A 17,922-nucleotide genomic window follows, 5' to 3' on the forward strand; every position below is an offset into this window, starting at 1 on the left:
GATCACGTGCTAAGGCGTTGCAGCTCACGTCGAACCATCGAAGCAAACTCCGGCGGGCTTAGTTGGTAGAGTTGCGCGGCAACCCAATCAAGCCAGGCGGCCTTAAGCTGTGCACGCTGCCCATGCCATTGCTCAGCCAATGCGCGCGCCTGCGCCTGGTGCTGCGCATGAAACTCGGCCCGACCACGCCGCTCAGTGCCAACATCCGTCATTCGCTGGCCTTGAAGGTCATCTCGCCCTTGCGCCACTTGGCCGCTTTGGCGGTGGCCGCCTTGAGAATCTTGCTCAAGCCTTCCTGCAGTTGTGCATGGGCCGCGAATATCAGCACCACACTCTGCCCTTCACGTAACACGATTCCGTTGCCGTCCGGGGTCGATACGAAGGCATAGTCGCCCAGACCATAAACCGTATGTTTGATGTCACGGAATCGAACTTCCAACTTACCGCCCTCACGACTGGGCAGTACCGCCGCGCGAAAGTGGTCGCCGACCTTTAACTCCAGACGCTGCTTGTCATCAACGACCAACGCCTCTTCAGTGTCGATTTCGGCCATGTAAAGGCCTTCGGCACTTTGTTCAGTGACATAGACAAAACGCGATTGAAACTGTTTGACCAGCTTGGCCCGAAGATCGCCCAGCACAAACAGGGCCTGCATATCCAGATTGCTGACTGCCAATGAAAAATTCCTCAACGACTGATCACGCCCCTGCCAACGCTGGCAGCAATGCCGCGCAATGGCCAAGGCACGTTGTTTTGAATGGCTAAGATAGTAGTGGTTTAGCGAATGATTATCCCGTGCAGATAAACACCCAAGCCTGAAGGAAAGTTAACTATTTCCTGCCGGCATAAGCCTTTTGGCGAATTCTCAGCAGATTTCCTCAATCAAGGAAGCTTTTTCTGACAGCAATATTGCATCAGACATGCGATAGCTGAAAGAACAGCCCCATCAGCGGGGGTGTCCTGACAATCACTCATGCACTACAGGAAGCTGAATATGCACGAAAACACTGAATTCCGTCGAGAGGCCAACGCGTATTGTGGCGTAGAAAGTCGAAACCCTGACAAGCCTCCCCGCTTCGTTGTGGTACCTGCGGGTATTGGATTCTTCCACATAACCGAGTACACCACCGGGCGGGTCAAAGGTTTTCGCCGTCAGCACACGGAAGCCTGCGCACTGGCGCGTGACCTTGAGCGCTGAAGGCGTGCGCTCAGCTGGCGTGGCGAGCCGCACCCACCCTGGCAGCCTTGCTCAACTGAGCCAGCCACGCGGCACGGCATTCCTGAGCCTCGCTGCGGCTGGCAAAAGCGGTGCCTCGACGCTCGCCATTGACCAGCACCACCCAACATACTCGCTTGCCAAGTGCCTGCATCGATGCAGGCACACCAGAACCGATCATCACGGCTACATCGACCTTGCTATGCATGATTCCCTCCGGAACGTCATTAGCAAACTAACGATAGGGCCATGATAAAACCCGTTCCTCTCGGGAAAAAGCTATCGCCTGCATAGCAGTTTTACATCAGCCGCAACAAAACACTCAGCCCACAGCCGCCACCTGCGGCTTGTAACCCAGGCGAAAGCCACCCCAATGACGCCCATGAACCTCAATGGGCACAGACAGATCATGCATCAGCTCACCGGTATCGCGGGTGTAGGTCTGCAGCAAAACAGCCTGTTGGTGGCTGCCACATCGAATGCCCGTCGGGTCATCGAACTTGCGCTTGCTGCGATTATGCGCAGTATCAACCGCTTCATCGCCGGTCAATGGTTGATTGAACGCTGCGTTGTGCGTTGGCACATAACCCTGTTGCGTGCAGGCAATGGCAAACACCAAGCCTTCGTGCTCTTTCAGCAAAGGCTCCTGGATGGCCGGCAGAACCTGGTCAGTGTACTGGTCAAAGCGCGTGCGATAACGCACGGGCCGAGTACCGGGGATCGCCTGATAGTGCCGATCAAACAGGTCATCCAGGCTGATACGGCCTTGTGCGACATCGGCCTCAAACTGCCTGGCCATTTTCTGCGCCCCCTCGCGCGCCAGGTCGTAGATGCGCTGGTGATACTCGTCCAGGCCGACCTCCGCCAAGCGTTCACTGATGCTCTCGGCCTGCCCTTCCATTTGCACCGCAGCCTTGGCCAGTTGCCGGGTCTGTTGGTCGCTGACCTGCAGGTCGCTGCGCATTTGCTCGACAGCGCGAAACAGGCTGTCGAGTTGGGCCAGGTTGGTTTCTGTGCCTTGGGCAATCTCGCTGATCTGCTGCTCTACGCCCGCGGCCAGCCCGGCAATGCTGTCGAGTTGCTCACCGGTGTGCTCCACCTGATCGACCCCTGTGTGCAGGTCATCGGACAACTCACGAATCTGCTCCACGACCTGAGCCGTGCGTTGCTGGATATCGGCAACCATCAGCCCGACCTCTTCAGTCGCCGTTGCCGTTCGCCCGGCCAAGCCGCGCACCTCATCGGCAACGACCGCAAACCCGCGCCCATGCTCACCGGCGCGGGCAGCCTCGATAGCCGCATTCAGGGCCAGCAAGTTGGTCTGACTGGCAATGGTGTGAATCACCAGGGTGACCCGCGCAATGTCTTCACTGCGTTGATGCAAGGCCTCGATCAACTCGCGACTCTCGCTGGCACGGGCACTCAACTGATGCATCCGCTGGATCGACTCCGCAAGCACCGAACGCCCGGCAGCACTGCTCTGGTGTGCTTCACGGGCGGCAGCCAAGGCCTGCTGGCTGAGGTGCGAGGTCGCTTGCTCAGTATCGATCATGACGTGTGCGCTACTGACAATCTGAGCGGCTGAAGCAAGTTGCGATTGCAGCTTGCCGGCCAGTTGCTTCACAGAAAATGCCACACCCGCTGCCGACAAGGCGTTATGACTGGTGGTGCGCGAAAGATCACGGGTCAGCTCAGTGAGCGGATCGACTGCACGATGCACTTCATCCGGTTCGCGCCGGCGAAAACGCGGCAGCACAAGGGTCAACAAAGCCAGTGGCGCGCAGACATAGAACGACAGCCCGGCAAATGCCATCGCGGCCAACAGCACCAGCAGTACCAGACTTTGCAGAGCGACCCCCGCCCACCCCTGCCTGGCAATGGGTGAATGGCGCGGTGTTAGCATGGCCTCTGGCAGAGATCCTTCTCGCATCATGGTTCAAGCTCCATAGACACTGTCGTTTTTGTGACGCCATTAAACGCCACTATAAAGCCATTATCTATGCTTCCTTGGACCTAATACGACTGTGCTTGATACAGGACAAGAAACGCAAAGGCCCCGGGGTTTGATCCCTGGGGCCTTGAGCTACACCCGTGCTGACGTCAGATCTGACGCTGGTGCTTGTCGATCTGCTCGTGGCGTTCTTGCGCTTCGATGCAGTACTTGGTGGTCGGGCTGATAAGCAGACGCTTCAGGCCGATTGGCTCACCACTGTCATCGCACCAGCCGAAGCTTTCGTCGGCAATTCGGCCCAGTGCCATCTCCAGCTGTGGCAGCAGGCGCTGATCACGTTCGATGGCGTTGACCAGCCAATGGCGCTCTTCTTCGACCGAGGCAGCGTCGGCAGGATCGGCAGGCGAGTCCAGGCTTTCAATGGCTACACGGCTCTGTTCGATACGCTCCTGGGTTTCGATCTTCATCGACTGCAACAAGTCGGTAAAGAAGGCCAGTTGCTCGGCATTCATGTAGTCATCGGCCGGCATGGCCAGCAACTTTTCCTTTGTCATTGATTTCTCTATAAAAAATACGTGCATTAAGGCGAATCGGGTGCTGCTCGCGACGAGCGCGCTCAGCGGAATTCTTCAAGCACCATCCGGCACTCAATTTACAGGGGGCGGCAGTCTAAGGCCGAGATTCGTACTCAGCAACATAAAAGACAGTGGATGCACCCGAAAAAACCAAGGGTCATACTCACCTGATGGCCCGAGAGCGCAGGCTTTATAGCAAATAAAAGGGCTAGCCGGCGTACTGCAAGAGACAAACGGCAGCACCCGCCCCCGGCTCCCGGGAACCAACCGTTCAGATACTGTAACAATTTCTTGTGCATTCACGTGAATGCACACTACCCCAACAACTGACTCAACACCGCACGCAACTTGCCCGGTTTCACCGGTTTGCTCAACAACGGAGCCCCAAGGCGCTGCATCGCCAGACGGCTCTGATCGCTACGATCAGCAGTGATCATCACCGCGGCAATCGGCCGCCCAAAGTGCGCCCGCAGGTCCATGACCACATCACAGCCTGTTATTCCGTGGTCGAGGTGGTAGTCCGCCAGGATCAGCTCCGGCTCACGCCCCTGAAGCACCTCCAGCGCGCTCTCACTGTCCGTAGCCGTCAGCACCTCACACCCCCACTGGCCAAGCAACGAGGCCATGCTCTGGAGAATGCTCAGCTCGTTGTCCAGCACCAGCAAACGGCGCCCCGGCAATGGATTGCCGATACTGGGTTGCGGCAACACGGCTGCCGCCGGTGGGCGTGGCAAATCGTGGGTCAGCGGTACATCAATGCTGAACACCGAGCCGCGCCCCGGCCAGGAACGCACACGCACCTGGCAGTCGAGTATGCGGGCAATACGCTCGACAATCGCCAACCCCAGGCCAACCCCCTTGCGATCAGCCGCACGACCAACGTCGAGCTGATTGAACTCCAGAAAAATCGACTCCAGGCGATCGGCTGCAATCCCCCTACCGCTATCCCACACCTCAAGTCGCAGGTAATGACCACATCGCCTGGCCCCCAACAACACACGTCCGTGCTCGGTGTATCGGCAGGCATTGCTGAGGAAGTTGCGCAGGATCCGCGTCAACAAGCGCAAATCGGTATGAATCACCCGCTGACCGCTACGCACCCGCAAGCTCAGCCCTGCCGCCTCCGCTACCGGCTGGAACTCCGACGCCAATGGGGCCAACACCTCATCGAGGCTATACAGGTCAAGGTCCGGCTTGATCGCGGCCTGGTCCAGCCGGGAGATATCGAGCAAATCGGTAAGCAGGTCTTCGGCGCCTTCCAGCGCCTGATGAGCGCGTTCGACCAACACCTGCTCGGTGGCCGGTAGCGGTCGCTCACGCAAGGTAGAAATCAGCAGCCGCGCCGCATTCAATGGTTGCAACAGGTCATGGCTGGCCGCAGCCAGATACTTGTCCTTGCTACGGTTGGCGGCCTGGGCCGCATCGCGAGCCTCAATCAATTCATTGGTACGCTCGGTGACGCGCTGCTCCAGTTCATCGTTGAGCTGTTGCATGCGCTCTTGAGCCTGCTTGCGCTCGGTAATATCGGCAACAAAGCCCTCCACCAGGCCCTCTTCATCCGGTCGACGCAGCAGGTTCATCAGCACGTCGATACTGCTGCCATCACGGCGACGCAACTGTGTCTCATAGCCCAGCAAGGCGCCGTCTCGCTGCAACACCTGGGTAATTTGCAACAGCTCCGTCGGCCCACCGACAAACAAATGCCCTCCCAGGTCTCTGCGAGCAAACAACACAGCCTGAGGGTCCGAGTAACCCAGCATACGTGCCAATGCCGGGTTCGCGGCACGCAGGCCATCGTCCAGGCTGGCCTGAAAAATCCCGTGTACCGCGTGCTCGAACAGCCACTTGTAACGATTGCGCTCGGCCTCCAGCTCCTCCAGCCGCACGGCCAACTCCGGGTAGTGGCTCTTGCGAACGGTGTGGTTGCTCAGCCCTAACAGCCCGGCAAGGGCATCGGCCCGAGGTTCAGAGGGCCTCGCCATACACCACCTCGACATCACGCAAGCTCGAGGCACGCGGGTTGGTCAGAATGCATGGATCATCCATGGCATGCTGCGACAGGAACGGGATATCCGACAGGCCAACACCGTGCAGGCCAAGGGTTTCATGGAAGCCCACCGCATGCTTGAGGGCAATCAGGTGCTCAACCAGCCGCTGGCGAATCTGGTTATGGTTCAAACCGCGGCAATCAATACCGAGGGTCTCGGCGATCACCTTGAAACGCTCGGGGGCGGCGCTGTAGTTGAAGGCCACGACGTGCTCAACCAACACCGCATTGCACAAGCCATGCGGCAGGTCGAGAAAACCGCCCAGGCTATGGGACATGGCATGTACCGCCCCCAGGATGGCGTTGGAAAACGCCAACCCGGCCTGCATGCTGCCCAACATGATCTTCTCGCGCAGGGCGATATCGCCGGGGTTGGCGATCATCTGCACCAGGTGGCCGTTGATCAGGCGCATCGCTTCCAGGGCATGGGGATCGGTCAGCGGCCCGTGGCCGGTAGAGACAAAAGCCTCGATGGCATGCACCAACGCATCGATACCGGTGCAGGCGGAAAGGAATGGGTCCATGCTCAGGGTGGTTTCCGGGTCGATCAACGACACATCCGGCACCACTGCCTTGCTGACGATGGAGAATTTCATCCGTTCTTGCTGGTTGGAAATGATCACGAACTGCGAGACATCCGCCGAGGTGCCGGCCGTGGTCGGGATCAGGATCAGCGGCGGGCTCGGCACGCGAATGGTATCGACCCCTTCAAACTCCAGAATATGCCGCCCATGCGCGACCACGATGCCAATGCCCTTGGCGCAATCCATCGGGCTACCGCCACCGACGGCGACAATCACATCACACTGCTCACTGCGGTAACGCTCAGCGCCGGCCATGACCTCCTCGACCCGAGGATTGGGCGACACGTCACTGTACAGGCAGTACTCGATGCCTTGCTCACGCAGGCTGGCTTCGATATCAGCCACCCACCCCGCCACGATCACCCCAGGGTCGCTGACCAGCAACACCTTGCGTGCGCCAAAGGTCTTGGCGTAGTTGGCCACATGGTGCCGACAGCCGGCGCCGAAGATGATTTCCGGGGAGACGAATTTACGCAACTGGCTCAGGTTCGGGCTCATGCAACGCCTTCTTGTTTTTTTTAAGATAGCGCCAGCCTAAAGCATCGGACCGGGATTGCAATCAGACCATCAAGGTCGTCGAAGATAAGCCGCGCCGGTCACTGCAACCAGTGACCGGCGGGAGAAGGATCAACGGTTGGCGAAGTACATCGTCACTTCAAAACCAATACGCAGATCAGTGAACGCAGGCTTTTTCCACATAGCTCGATCCTCTTCTAGCACCACAGGATTGCGGTGATTTCATTAAACACTTGCCCTGCAAACCACGCCTCCTACTTTGGGAGCAAATGGCGCAGCGCTTTGGTGCCATAGCCTCAACAAGCCCTTCAGATACGCCGCGCACATGCGAGCGCCCTGCCAAGGGCAGATCCCGTCAAGCGAGCACTGAGTGGAGCACAAAAAAGCAGCCGCTGAACACTGACAGAAATGCCAGGTATCCAGCGGCTGAAAGGGACGTGAATTAGAAGAAGCCCAGAGGATTGATGTCGTAGCTCACCAGCAGGTTCTTGGTCTGCTGGTAATGGTCGAGCATCATTTTGTGGGTTTCACGGCCAACGCCAGACTTCTTGTAACCACCAAATGCGGCGTGGGCCGGGTACAGGTGGTAGCAGTTGGTCCATACGCGACCGGCCTTGATCGCGCGGCCCATGCGGTAGGCACGGTTGATGTCACGGGTCCAGACGCCAGCACCAAGGCCAAACTCGGTGTCGTTGGCAATCGCCAGGGCTTCGGCCTCGTCCTTGAAGGTGGTCACACCAACGACAGGGCCGAAGATTTCTTCCTGGAACACCCGCATGCCATTGTGCCCCTTGAGCAGGGTCGGCTGGATGTAATAGCCCTGGGACAAATCACCGGCCAGGCGCTCGCGGTCACCACCGGTGAGCACCTCGGCGCCTTCTTCGCGGGCGACCTGCATGTAGGAGAGGATCTTTTCGTACTGCTGTTCTGAAGCCTGGGCGCCGACCATGGTTTCGGTGTCCAGCGGATTGCCGCGTTTGATCTGGCCGATCTTCTTCATCACCGCGGCCATGAAGGGCTCGTAGATCGACTCCTGAACCAGCGCCCGCGATGGGCAGGTACAGACTTCACCCTGGTTGAAGAACGCCAGCACCAGGCCTTCGGCAGCCTTTTCGATGAATGCAGGTTCGGCCTGCATGATGTCCTCGAAGAAAATGTTCGGCGATTTGCCACCCAGCTCCACTGTCGACGGAATGATGTTTTCGGCAGCGCATTTGAGGATGTGTGAGCCCACAGGGGTGGAGCCAGTGAAGGCGATCTTGGCGATGCGCTTGCTGGTGGCCAGGGCCTCACCCGCTTCACGGCCAAACCCCTGAACGATGTTCAACACGCCCGGTGGCAACAGGTCGCCAACCAGCTCGGCCAGCACTGTAATCGACAGCGGCGTCTGCTCAGCAGGCTTGAGCACGATGCAGTTACCGGCGGCCAGCGCCGGCGCGAGCTTCCAGGCCGCCATCAGCAGCGGAAAGTTCCACGGGATGATCTGCCCGACCACACCCAGCGGCTCGTGGAAATGGTAAGCCGTCGTGGTGTCATTGATCTCGGCGGCGCCTCCCTCCTGAGCACGGATACAGCCGGCAAAGTAACGGAAATGGTCAGCGGCCAAGGGTACGTCGGCATTCAGGGTTTCACGGATGGCCTTGCCATTGTCCCAGGTTTCGCTGATGGCCAGCACTTCCAGGTGCTGCTCGATACGGTCGGCAATCTGCAGCAGAATCCGCGAGCGGTCCTGCACCGAGGTTCGCCCCCAGGCATCGGCAGCGGCATGGGCCGCGTCCAGGGCACGGTCGATGTCGGCCGCATTGGAGCGCGGAAACTCCGCAATCAGTTGGCCATTGACCGGCGAGCTGTTGCTGAAGTACTGGCCGCTCAACGGCGCAACGAACTCACCGCCGATGTAGTTGCCATAACGGGGCTTGAAACTGACAAGGGCATCTGGGGTGCCGGGTGCTGCGTAAATCATGCGCAAACCTCTGCTGATCGAGGCCTGCCGAAGGGCAGGCAGTGGTTCGATCTTAGCCAGCAGGTCGATAGCCGCGAATGAGCCGTTGGCAGCGGGCGGCTCATTATTTGGTAGTAGGTCTGGGAGGCGTCGTAGCACCTTGGCAAGGCCTGGCTCCCACCGCCCAATGTCTGCGGGAGCAGGCCTTGCCGGCGAGCTGGTGCCTTAACGGTCCTTGAACTGTGCTTCGCGCTTGGCGATGAAAGCCGCCATGCCTTCTTTCTGGTCTTCAGTGGCGAAGGCCGCATGGAACACGCGACGCTCGAAGCGCACACCTTCGGTGAGGTTGACTTCAAAGGCGCGGTTGACGCTTTCCTTGACCATCATGGTCATCGGGATCGATTTGCTGGCGATCACGGCAGCGACCTTCAGCGCTTCGTCGAGCAACTCCGCCTGAGGTACGACACGGGCAACCAGCCCCGCACGCTCGGCCTCTTCAGCGCCCATCAGGCGACCGGTCAGGCACAGTTCCATAGCCTTGGCCTTGCCTACGGCGCGCGTCAGGCGCTGAGTACCGCCCATGCCCGGCAGCACACCCAGGTTGATTTCCGGCTGGCCGAACTTGGCGTTGTCAGCGGCAAGGATGAAGTCGCACATCATCGCCAATTCACAACCGCCACCCAAGGCGAAACCGGAGACGGCAGCAATGATCGGCTTGCGGCGATTGGCGATACGGTCAGCGTCGCTGAACAGGTCATCGACGTAGATCTGCGGGTAACGCAGGTCGGCCATTTCCTTGATATCGGCACCGGCAGCAAAGGCCTTCTGGGAGCCGGTAAGCACCACGCAGCCGATGTTCGGGTCGCGTTCGAGCTGGTCCAGCGCCTGGTTGATCTCACTCACGATTTGCGCGTTCAGGGCATTGAGCGCCTGCGGCCGATTGAGGGTGATCAGACCGACCTTGTCACGGATGTCCAACAGGATGGTTTCGTACGTCATGCAAACGGCTCCCTTCAAAGATTGCGCGCAATGACCATGCGCTGAATGTCGCTGGTGCCTTCGTAGATCTGGCAAACCCGCACATCGCGGTAGATCCGCTCCAGCGGGAAGTCGCTCAGATAGCCATAACCGCCCAGGGTCTGCAAGGCATCGGAGCAGACCTTCTCGGCCATTTCCGAAGCAAACAGCTTGGCCATCGAGGCTTCCACCAGCGCCGGACGCCCTGCATCACGCAAGGCTGCGGCATGATGCACCATCTGCCGCGCCACGGCGATGCGCGTTGCCATATCGGCCAGACGGAACGCGACAGCCTGATGCTCGATCAACGGTTTGCCGAAGCTTTGCCGCTCGCGGGCATAATCGCGGGCCACTTCAAACGCTGCGCGGGCCATACCCACCGATTGCGCGGCAATGCCGATGCGCCCGCCCTCCAGGTTCGCCAGCGCAATCTTGTAGCCTTCGCCCTCCTCGCCGAGGCGGTTGGCCACCGGCACGCGGACGTCATCGAAAACGATCTGGCAGGTGTCGGAGGCATGCTGACCCAGCTTGTCTTCGACCCTGGCGACCTGGTAGCCCGGTGAATCCGTCGGCACGATGAAAGCGCTGATGCCACGCTTGCCGGCTGCCGGGTCCGTCACGGCAAACACGATCACCACACCGGCATTTTGCCCGGAGGTGATGAACTGCTTGCAGCCATTCAGCACGTAATGATCGCCATCACGGCGGGCGCGGGTTTTCAGGCTGCTGGCATCGGAACCGGCCTGCGGCTCGGTCAGGGCGAACGCACCGAGCATGGCGCCACTGGCCAGCGGGGTAAGGAACTGGGCTTTCTGCTGGTCATTGCCAAACTTGAGGATCGGCACACAGCCCACCGAGTTGTGCACGCTCATGATGGTCGAGCAGGCGCCATCACCGGCAGCGATTTCCTCAAGGGCCATGGCGTAAGCCAGGTAACCGGTGTCACAACCGCCCCACTGCTCCGGCACCAGCATGCCGAAGAAGCCCAGTTCAGCCATTTCGACCATGGCTTCTTTCGGGAAGCGGTGCTCACGGTCCCACTGTTCGGCAAAGGGCCGCAGACGCTCTTGGGCAAACTGCCGGGCGGCGTCGCTGATCTGCTGTTGTTCGTCATTCACTAACATGGTGGACCTCAATACAGGCATTCAACGGCCATGGCCGTGGCTTCACCGCCGCCGATGCAGATCGCCGCCACACCACGGCGCAGGCCTTTCTGGCGCAGGGCCGAGAGCAGCGTGACGAGAATCCGCGCACCCGACGCACCGATCGGATGGCCAAGGGCGCAAGCGCCACCGTGGACATTGACCTTGTCATGGGGCAATTCGAGCGCTTGCATGGCGGCCAGGGTAACCACGGCAAAGGCTTCGTTGATTTCAAACAGATCGACTTCGCCGAGGTTCCAGCCGGTGCGCTTCATCAGCTTTTCGATGGCGCCAATCGGTGCAACCGGGAACAGCGATGGCGTGTCAGCGAACGCTGCGTGACCATGGATCACTGCCAGCGGCTTGAGGCCGCGTTGCTCAGCCTGGGAACGGCGCATCAGCACCAGCGCGGCTGCGCCGTCGGAGATCGAACTGGAGTTGGCCGCCGTTACGGTACCTCCGTCACGAAAGGCCGGTTTGAGTTGCGGGATCTTGTCCAGGCGCGCCTTGGGCGGCTGTTCGTCATCACTGATCAGACGCTGTTCCTTGCCCACGGTGACTTCGACCGGAACGATCTCGGCGGCGAAGCTGCCGTCCTTGATCGCCTGCTGGGCGCGGGTCAGCGAGGCAATGGCAAAATCGTCCTGGGCTTTGCGACTGAAGCCATTCTTCTCGGCGCAATCCTCAGCGAAGGTGCCCATCAAGCGGCCCTTGTCGTAGGCATCTTCCAGGCCATCGAAGAACATGTGATCGATGATCTTGCCGTGCCCCATGCGATAACCGCTGCGGGCCTTGTCCAGCAGGTACGGCGCGTTGGACATGCTTTCCATGCCACCGGCCACCACCACATCGGCGCTGCCTGCCAGCAGCAGGTCATGGGCCATGATCGCGGCCTGCATGCCCGAACCACACATTTTGTTCAGGGTTGTACAGGTAGTGCCCTTGTCCAGGCCAGCACCGAGGGCTGCCTGACGGGCCGGCGCCTGACCAAGACCGGCAGGCAGTACACAGCCGAACAGCACCTGCTCGACGCTATCGCTGGCAATACCGGCGCGCTCTACGGCCGCACGGATGGCTGCAGCGCCGAGTTGCGGGGCCGTCAGGCTTTTCAGGTCACCCTGCAGCCCACCCATGGGGGTACGCACGGCGCTGACAATGACAATTGGATCGTTGGCGAGGGTCATGATGGTTACTCTCTGATTACTTGGCAGCCATGCGCAGCGCACCGTCGAGACGGATCACTTCGCCGTTGAGCATGCTGTTCTCGATAATGTGACGGGCCAGCGCCGCGTATTCCTGCGGACGCCCCAGGCGTGGCGGATACGGCACACCTGCAGCCAGCGAATCACGCACTTCCTGAGGCATACCCGCCATCATTGGGGTCTCGAAGATGCCTGGGGCGATGGTCATCACGCGGATACCAAACCGCGCCAGTTCACGGGCCGCCGGCAACGTCAGGCTGGCGATGGCGCCCTTGGAGGCAGCATAGGCTGCCTGGCCGATCTGGCCATCATAGGCAGCGATGGATGCGGTGTTGATGATCACTCCGCGTTCACCCTCGGCACCGGCCTCAGTTTCAGCCATGGCCGCCGCAACCAAACGCAGCAAATTGAAGCTACCGACCAGGTTAATGTTGATTACCCGACTGAAGCTGTCCAGGCCGTGCGGGCCCTGTTTACCGAGGATCTTCTCGGCACCGACCACGCCGGCACAGTTGACCAGCCCGTGAAGGCTACCAAAGGCTTCAACTGCGGCATCCACAGCAGCCTTGGCGGCGGCTTCCTGGCTGATATCGGCAACCGCGTAACGCGCCTTGGGGCCAAGGGCCTGCGCCTTGGCCGCTACAGCCTCGGCATTGAGGTCGACCAGCATGACCTGGGCACCGGCCTCGATGAGCATTTCGGCGGTGGCCGCGCCCAGCCCGGAGGCCGCGCCGCTGACGATGAAGTTTTTATTGGCAATGTGCATGTTCGGGTTCCTCAGGCGCTGGCGGTCTGACCCAGCGCGGCTTGTTGTTTGGCGATTTCCTGATTGCGCAGGATGAAGCGCTGCAGCTTGCCGCTCGGGGTTTTCGGCAGCTCGCTGACAAATTCGATTTCACGTGGGTAGGCATGGGCATACAGGCGTTGGCGCACGTGCTGGCGCAGGGTTTCGGCCAGTTCGGGGCTGGCGCTGTGGCCATTCCCCAGCACCACGAACGCCTTGACCAGCTCAGTGCGCTCTGGGTCGGGTTTGCCGATCACCGCGGCCTCGACTACCGAAGGGTGTTCGATCAAGGCGCTCTCGACGTCGAACGGTCCAACCCGGTAACCGGAGGTGGTGATCACGTCGTCACTGCGGCCGACGAAGCTGATGCTGCCGTCGTCGTTCAACTCGACGGTGTCGCCACTCAGGTAGTACTTGCCGACAAAGGCCTTGGTTGGCAGGCCGTGATAACCCGCGAACCAGCACAGTGGTGACTGCTCACGGTCCACGGCGAGAATGCCCGGCTGCCCGGCAGGCAGTTCACGCTGCTGCTCATCCAGCACGACAATGCGATGCCCTGGAACGGCAAAACCTGCGGCGCCCATATGCACCTTGTGCGCAAGGCCATGGTGATTGCACAGGACCATGCCCAGCTCGGTCTGGCCATAGTGGTCATGGATAGGCACATTCAACTGCTCGGCGAACCAGCGGATCACTTCTGGGTTGAGCGGCTCCCCAGCGCTACTGACCACCCGCAGGCAACCCTTGATCGGCGCCGAAAAGTCCTCACCGGCAGCAATCAACATACGGTAGGCGGTCGGCGAACCGGCGAGGTTGGTAATGCCGTATTTCTTGATAACCTTGCAGGTGCTTTCAACGCTGAACGGGCCATCGAAGAAGGTCGTCGCGTGGCCCAGCGACAGCGGGCCGGTAACCGCATAGTAGAGCCCGTAAGCCCAACCCGGGTCGGCCAGGTTCCAGAAAGCGTCTTCCGGGCGCAGGTCGATGGCGTCGCGCATGTACCCCTGGAACGCGACGATCGCGCGCAGCGGCACTTCCAGCGGCTTGGCCGGGCCGGTGGTGCCGGAGGTGAACATCAGCAGAAACGGTGCGTCGGCGCTCAGCAGCACAGGCTCGCATTCACTGGCCGCAGCATTGAGTTCGGTATGGAAGTCGAGGTCGCCGGAATCGGCCTGGGCGAGTACCGAGATAATCCGCGGGCAACCCTCGACGTCATCGAGCTTGCTGCGGTTGTTGCGGTCGGTGATCACCACCTTGGCACCGGAGCTTTCCAGTCGGTGCTCGATCGCCTTGGGGCCAAATGCGGTGAACAGCGGCTGGTACACCGCACCCAGGCGCCAGGTACCGAGTATCGTCACCAGCAGCTCCACGGTACGTGGCAACAAACCCGCCACACGGTCGCCGGGGCCTACACCCTGAGCCTTGAGCACGTTGGCAAACCGCGCGGCGCGGGCCTGCAGATCGGCAAAACTGTAGTGCGTGCTGTTACCGTCACGGTCTTCGCAGTTCAACGCAATACGCCCGTCCTGGGCATGTCGGTCACAGCACTCAACACAGGCGTTAAGCGCCTCAAGGTTACCTGCAAGGGCCTCGTCGGCGGCCTGCTGATAGTTGAAGCTGCTCGCAGCCACGCTGTATTCACGCATCACCAGACTCCTCGTTTCTTATTTTTGGAATAAACGAATGATCTGTTGATAGTCGCGCTGGTCACTGCCTGCGGCAATGGTCAAAGCGCGCAATCTGGATGACTGGTTTGGCCACTCAGTCGGTCGGCAGAAGAATCAGGCTGCGGTAGTGCCCCGGGTTACTGCCGGTCCATTTGCGGAATGCCTTGTAGAACGAGCTGGTATCGGCAAACCCCAGGCGCGCGGCAATGTCAGCAAAACTGACGTCGGCTTCGGCCAACCAGGTAATCGCCAGTTCCCGGCGCACACTGTCTTTCAAGCCCTGATAGGTCTGCCCTTCATCGGCCAAGCGCCGCCGTAACGTCGAAGCGGAAATGCACAGGCGCTGGGCCAGGGCTTCGGTCTCTGGCCAGGCAGCAGCGGGCAGCGCGCGCAAGTCGTGGCGAATACGCCGCGCCAGGCTGGCCGGGTCGCGGTACTTGACCAAAATGTTGGCGGGCGCTTCGGCCAGAAAGCGTTGCAACTCATCGACGCTGCGTCTGACGGGAAGATCAAGGCACTCGGCCGCAAAGATCATCCGCGTGCGCGGGCGACCGAACTGCAGGTTCTCGGAAAACATCACCCGGTAGTCGTCGCAGAAGTCCGGCTCGGTACAGCGCAGTTCGATGGCCAGGATCGGAATACGCCGCCCTGCCAGCCAGCAGGCGACACCATGAACGATCATCCAGAAGGTGAAGTAGGTAAACGCCCGACGAGGTGCATCTTCAGGTTCGCCGACCACGATTTCGGCCAGGCTCTGCTGGCGCACCAACACCGGTTGCAGGTGCTCCAGCATCAATGACAGGAAGCTCAGCGCCGACTCCAGCGCGGCGCCCAGCGTGGGCTGCGCCATGGAAGAACGGCACAAAAATGCCAGGCTGCCGCTGCGCAAGCCGCGCGGGTCCATGCAGAAAAACTCATCGTGACAACGTCGCGCCAACAGCCGCCATAGCTGCGCATAGGCACTGGCCGGCACACGGGCATCGAGCTGGCCCAACTGCTGCGGGTCGATGCCGACCCGTTTGAGTACCTCGCTCGTGGCGCTGCCTGCTGCACAACTCTGCAAAAGGGCCTCACGCACCAGTTGCATGGAGATCGTGTCTTTCTCCGTCATCGCTTGTACTTCACCTTCCCTTGAGGTAGCCGGTCGACATCTTAGAGCTCCGCCAGCGAAAACGCTCGTTTCAGCCCTGCTGTGCCAGGTCCAGAAATGCCCGTATCAGCCGAAGCTCACGGCGCCGTTCCAGACAACCCAGCATATGCTGGTTGATCAGCCCCGGGCCGGCAATCGGCCGAGCCACAACACGCGGGTCGTGGCTGACTTCGACCGAGGCGACAATGCCGATACCCAGCTCTGCCGCCACGGCTTCGGTCACTGCTTCGCGGCTATCCAGTTCCAGCAGGACCCTGGGCTGCACCTGCGCTTCGCTGCACGCCTGATCGAAGGTGCGCCGGGTAATCGAACTGGGCTCGCGCAGCACCATGATCTGTTTATCCAACTGGTCAATGGGCAACTGCGCAGTACTGGCAGCCCATTCATGCCCGGCCGGAATCAGTGCACAGATATGCGACGGCCCAAGGCTCTGCAAATACAGCCCCTTGCGCGGTTCCACCTCGGTCAGTACCGCCACATCGGCATGTTCGGACAACAACGCCGCAAGGGTTTCCTGCGCATTGCCCAGGCGCAGGTTGACCGTAATGCCCGGGTAGCGGGCGCGCAATTGCGCGAGCATCGGCATGACCCGGTGCGGGCCGTCTGCGGCCACTTCCAGGCGCCCGGTCAGCAACTGCCGGTTGGCTTCAAGCATCGCCTGGGCCTCTTCAGCCAGGCTGAACATGGCACGGGTGATCGCCGCCAGGCGGGTGCCCTCCTCGGTCAGTTCCACCCGGCGCGCCGTACGGCGCAACAAGGTGATCTGGTAATGCTCTTCAAGTGCCTTGATATGCCCAGTGACCGCTGGCTGGCTGATGAACAAGCGATTGGCGGCCCGGGTAAAACTGCCTTCACGGGCCACGGCATCAAAGGCGCGGAGCTGGAACAGGTTCATCAGTATCGGCCCCACTTATAGTTGGCATAACAACAAACAATTTGATTGATGGCGCGCGGAATTGCAACTTAAGCCCCGTACCTTCAGCCCACAGTTTGTGAGGACCACCACCATGAGTACTGCCGCTCCGATCCTGCTGACCCCTGGCCCCCTGACCACTTCGGCCCGTACACGGCAAGCAATGCTGGTGGACTGGGGCTCGTGGGACCGTGACTTCAACCAACTGACCGCCAGCCTGTGCCAACAACTGCTGGCCATCATCAACGGCGCCGGGACACACCATTGCGTTCCCCTGCAAGGCAGCGGCACCTTCGCCGTGGAAGCAGCCATCGGTACCTTGGTACCGCGCGACGGTAAAGTGCTGGTACTGATCAACGGCGCCTACGGCCAGCGCCTGGCAAAAATCTGCAAAGTACTGGGGCGCGCCTACAGCACGTTCGAAACCGCAGAAGACGAGCCGACCACGGCTGCCGATGTCGACCGCCTGCTGCAAGCCGACGCCAGCATCACCCACGTGGCGCTGATTCATTGTGAAACCAGTACCGGCATTCTCAACCCGCTGCCCGACATCGCCCGGGTCGTCGCCAACCACGGCAAGCGCCTGATCATCGATGCCATGAGTTCGTTCGGAGCCTTGCCGATCGACGCCAGCGAAGTGCCCTTCGATGCCTTGATCGCCGCTTCCGGCAAGTGCCTGGAAGGTGTGCCGGGCATGGGCTTCGTATTCGCCAACCAGGCATCGCTGGCCGCTGCCGAAGGCAACTCGCACTCCCTTGCAATGGACCTGCACGATCAACACAGCTACATGGCCAAGACCGGCCAATGGCGCTTCACCCCGCCCACCCATGTGGTCGCGGCCCTGCATGAAGCCCTGCTGCAGTACAACGAGGAAGGTGGCCTGCCCGCTCGTTATCAGCGCTACGCCAGCAACTGCAAAACCCTGCTCGATGGCATGGCCGCCATTGGCCTGCGCAGCTTCCTGCCGGCAGACATCCAGGCACCGATCATCGTCACCTTTCACGCCCCTCGTGATGCACGCTACGCCTTCAAAGACTTCTACGAGCGGGTCAAGGCCAAGGGGTTCATCCTCTACCCTGGCAAGCTCACCCAAGTGGAAACCTTCCGCGTCGGTTGCATCGGCTGTGTTGGCCCGGACGGCATGAGCGCCGCCGTCAACGCCATTGCCGAAGTGCTGCGCGAAATGGAAGTGCTGGATATCTGAAGCCGTTTTCAA

At 60.5% G+C, this 17,922-nt stretch carries 18 protein-coding genes; 2 read left to right on the forward strand and 16 right to left on the reverse strand.

What is annotated here, in order from left to right; translation table 11 throughout:
- Nucleotides 1–2: 2 nt before the first annotated feature.
- Nucleotides 3–212 carry a hypothetical protein gene (locus ACZ9H3_RS07485; RefSeq protein WP_476220230.1) on the reverse strand — a complete coding sequence of 70 codons (210 nt, stop codon included), beginning with the start codon at nt 210–212 and terminating at the stop codon, nt 3–5.
- Nucleotides 209–676: a hypothetical protein gene (locus tag ACZ9H3_RS07490; RefSeq protein ID WP_065759917.1), complete on the reverse strand. Its 468-nt coding sequence runs from the start codon at nt 674–676 to the stop codon at nt 209–211. Before ACZ9H3_RS07490 ends, ACZ9H3_RS07485 begins: the two co-directional genes overlap by 4 nt.
- A gap of 318 nt (nt 677–994) precedes the next feature.
- On the opposite strand from ACZ9H3_RS07490, the gene ACZ9H3_RS07495 reads away from it, so the two are divergent.
- On the forward strand, nt 995–1,198 hold the full coding sequence (locus tag ACZ9H3_RS07495; protein WP_476220231.1) for a hypothetical protein: 204 nt from the start codon (nt 995–997) through the stop codon (nt 1,196–1,198).
- A gap of 10 nt (nt 1,199–1,208) precedes the next feature.
- Here ACZ9H3_RS07495 and ACZ9H3_RS07500 read toward each other — a convergent pair whose 3' ends face one another.
- The 14 genes from ACZ9H3_RS07500 to ACZ9H3_RS07565 all read right to left on the reverse strand — a co-directional run bounded on the left by ACZ9H3_RS07500 (nt 1,209) and on the right by ACZ9H3_RS07565 (nt 16,688).
- Nucleotides 1,209–1,424, reverse strand: coding sequence for a hypothetical protein (locus ACZ9H3_RS07500; RefSeq protein ID WP_476220232.1), 216 nt, complete (start codon nt 1,422–1,424; stop codon nt 1,209–1,211).
- Between the two features lie 114 nt (nt 1,425–1,538).
- On the reverse strand, nt 1,539–3,149 hold the full coding sequence (locus ACZ9H3_RS07505) for a methyl-accepting chemotaxis protein (protein ID WP_454241989.1): 1,611 nt from the start codon (nt 3,147–3,149) through the stop codon (nt 1,539–1,541).
- Nucleotides 3,150–3,316: 167 nt separating this feature from the next.
- Complete coding sequence (locus tag ACZ9H3_RS07510) at nt 3,317–3,721, reverse strand: TraR/DksA family transcriptional regulator (RefSeq protein ID WP_065759913.1); 405 nt, start codon at nt 3,719–3,721, stop codon at nt 3,317–3,319.
- 335 nt (nt 3,722–4,056) lie between these two features.
- Nucleotides 4,057–5,724, reverse strand: coding sequence for a PAS domain-containing hybrid sensor histidine kinase/response regulator (locus tag ACZ9H3_RS07515; protein WP_476220234.1), 1,668 nt, complete (start codon nt 5,722–5,724; stop codon nt 4,057–4,059).
- Entirely contained in the window at nt 5,708–6,871 is a 1,164-nt protein-coding gene (ercA, locus tag ACZ9H3_RS07520; RefSeq protein WP_065759911.1) for an alcohol dehydrogenase-like regulatory protein ErcA, read from the reverse strand. The genes ACZ9H3_RS07515 and ercA overlap by 17 nt, the downstream gene beginning before the upstream one ends.
- A gap of 129 nt (nt 6,872–7,000) precedes the next feature.
- Nucleotides 7,001–7,072 (reverse strand): pyrroloquinoline quinone precursor peptide PqqA, encoded by a 72-nt coding sequence (gene pqqA / locus ACZ9H3_RS07525; RefSeq protein WP_009394664.1) that lies wholly within the window; start codon nt 7,070–7,072, stop codon nt 7,001–7,003.
- A 259-nt stretch (nt 7,073–7,331) separates the two neighbouring features.
- Complete coding sequence (exaC, locus tag ACZ9H3_RS07530) at nt 7,332–8,852, reverse strand: acetaldehyde dehydrogenase ExaC (RefSeq protein ID WP_065759935.1); 1,521 nt, start codon at nt 8,850–8,852, stop codon at nt 7,332–7,334.
- Nucleotides 8,853–9,056: 204 nt separating this feature from the next.
- Nucleotides 9,057–9,830, reverse strand: coding sequence for an enoyl-CoA hydratase (locus ACZ9H3_RS07535; protein ID WP_065759910.1), 774 nt, complete (start codon nt 9,828–9,830; stop codon nt 9,057–9,059).
- Nucleotides 9,831–9,844: 14 nt separating this feature from the next.
- Nucleotides 9,845–10,972, reverse strand: coding sequence for an acyl-CoA dehydrogenase (locus ACZ9H3_RS07540; protein ID WP_065759909.1), 1,128 nt, complete (start codon nt 10,970–10,972; stop codon nt 9,845–9,847).
- A gap of 8 nt (nt 10,973–10,980) precedes the next feature.
- Nucleotides 10,981–12,174, reverse strand: a complete 1,194-nt coding sequence (locus ACZ9H3_RS07545; protein ID WP_330523788.1) for an acetyl-CoA C-acyltransferase — start codon at nt 12,172–12,174, stop codon at nt 10,981–10,983.
- A gap of 16 nt (nt 12,175–12,190) precedes the next feature.
- On the reverse strand, nt 12,191–12,958 hold the full coding sequence (locus tag ACZ9H3_RS07550) for an SDR family NAD(P)-dependent oxidoreductase (protein WP_065759907.1): 768 nt from the start codon (nt 12,956–12,958) through the stop codon (nt 12,191–12,193).
- 11 nt (nt 12,959–12,969) lie between these two features.
- Nucleotides 12,970–14,622, reverse strand: coding sequence for an acyl-CoA synthetase (locus ACZ9H3_RS07555; protein ID WP_454241992.1), 1,653 nt, complete (start codon nt 14,620–14,622; stop codon nt 12,970–12,972).
- 115 nt (nt 14,623–14,737) lie between these two features.
- Nucleotides 14,738–15,754 (reverse strand): AraC family transcriptional regulator, encoded by a 1,017-nt coding sequence (locus tag ACZ9H3_RS07560; RefSeq protein ID WP_065759905.1) that lies wholly within the window; start codon nt 15,752–15,754, stop codon nt 14,738–14,740.
- Between the two features lie 70 nt (nt 15,755–15,824).
- Nucleotides 15,825–16,688 carry a LysR substrate-binding domain-containing protein gene (locus tag ACZ9H3_RS07565; protein WP_065759904.1) on the reverse strand — a complete coding sequence of 288 codons (864 nt, stop codon included), beginning with the start codon at nt 16,686–16,688 and terminating at the stop codon, nt 15,825–15,827.
- Between the two features lie 112 nt (nt 16,689–16,800).
- Between ACZ9H3_RS07565 and ACZ9H3_RS07570 the strand changes: the two genes are divergently transcribed.
- A complete protein-coding gene (locus tag ACZ9H3_RS07570; RefSeq protein ID WP_065759903.1) occupies nt 16,801–17,910 on the forward strand; it encodes a 2-aminoethylphosphonate--pyruvate transaminase in 1,110 nt (369 codons plus the stop codon).
- The last annotated feature ends 12 nt before the right edge of the window (nt 17,911–17,922 follow it).

The sequence above is a fragment of the Pseudomonas sp. TE3910 genome, from assembly GCF_056279025.1.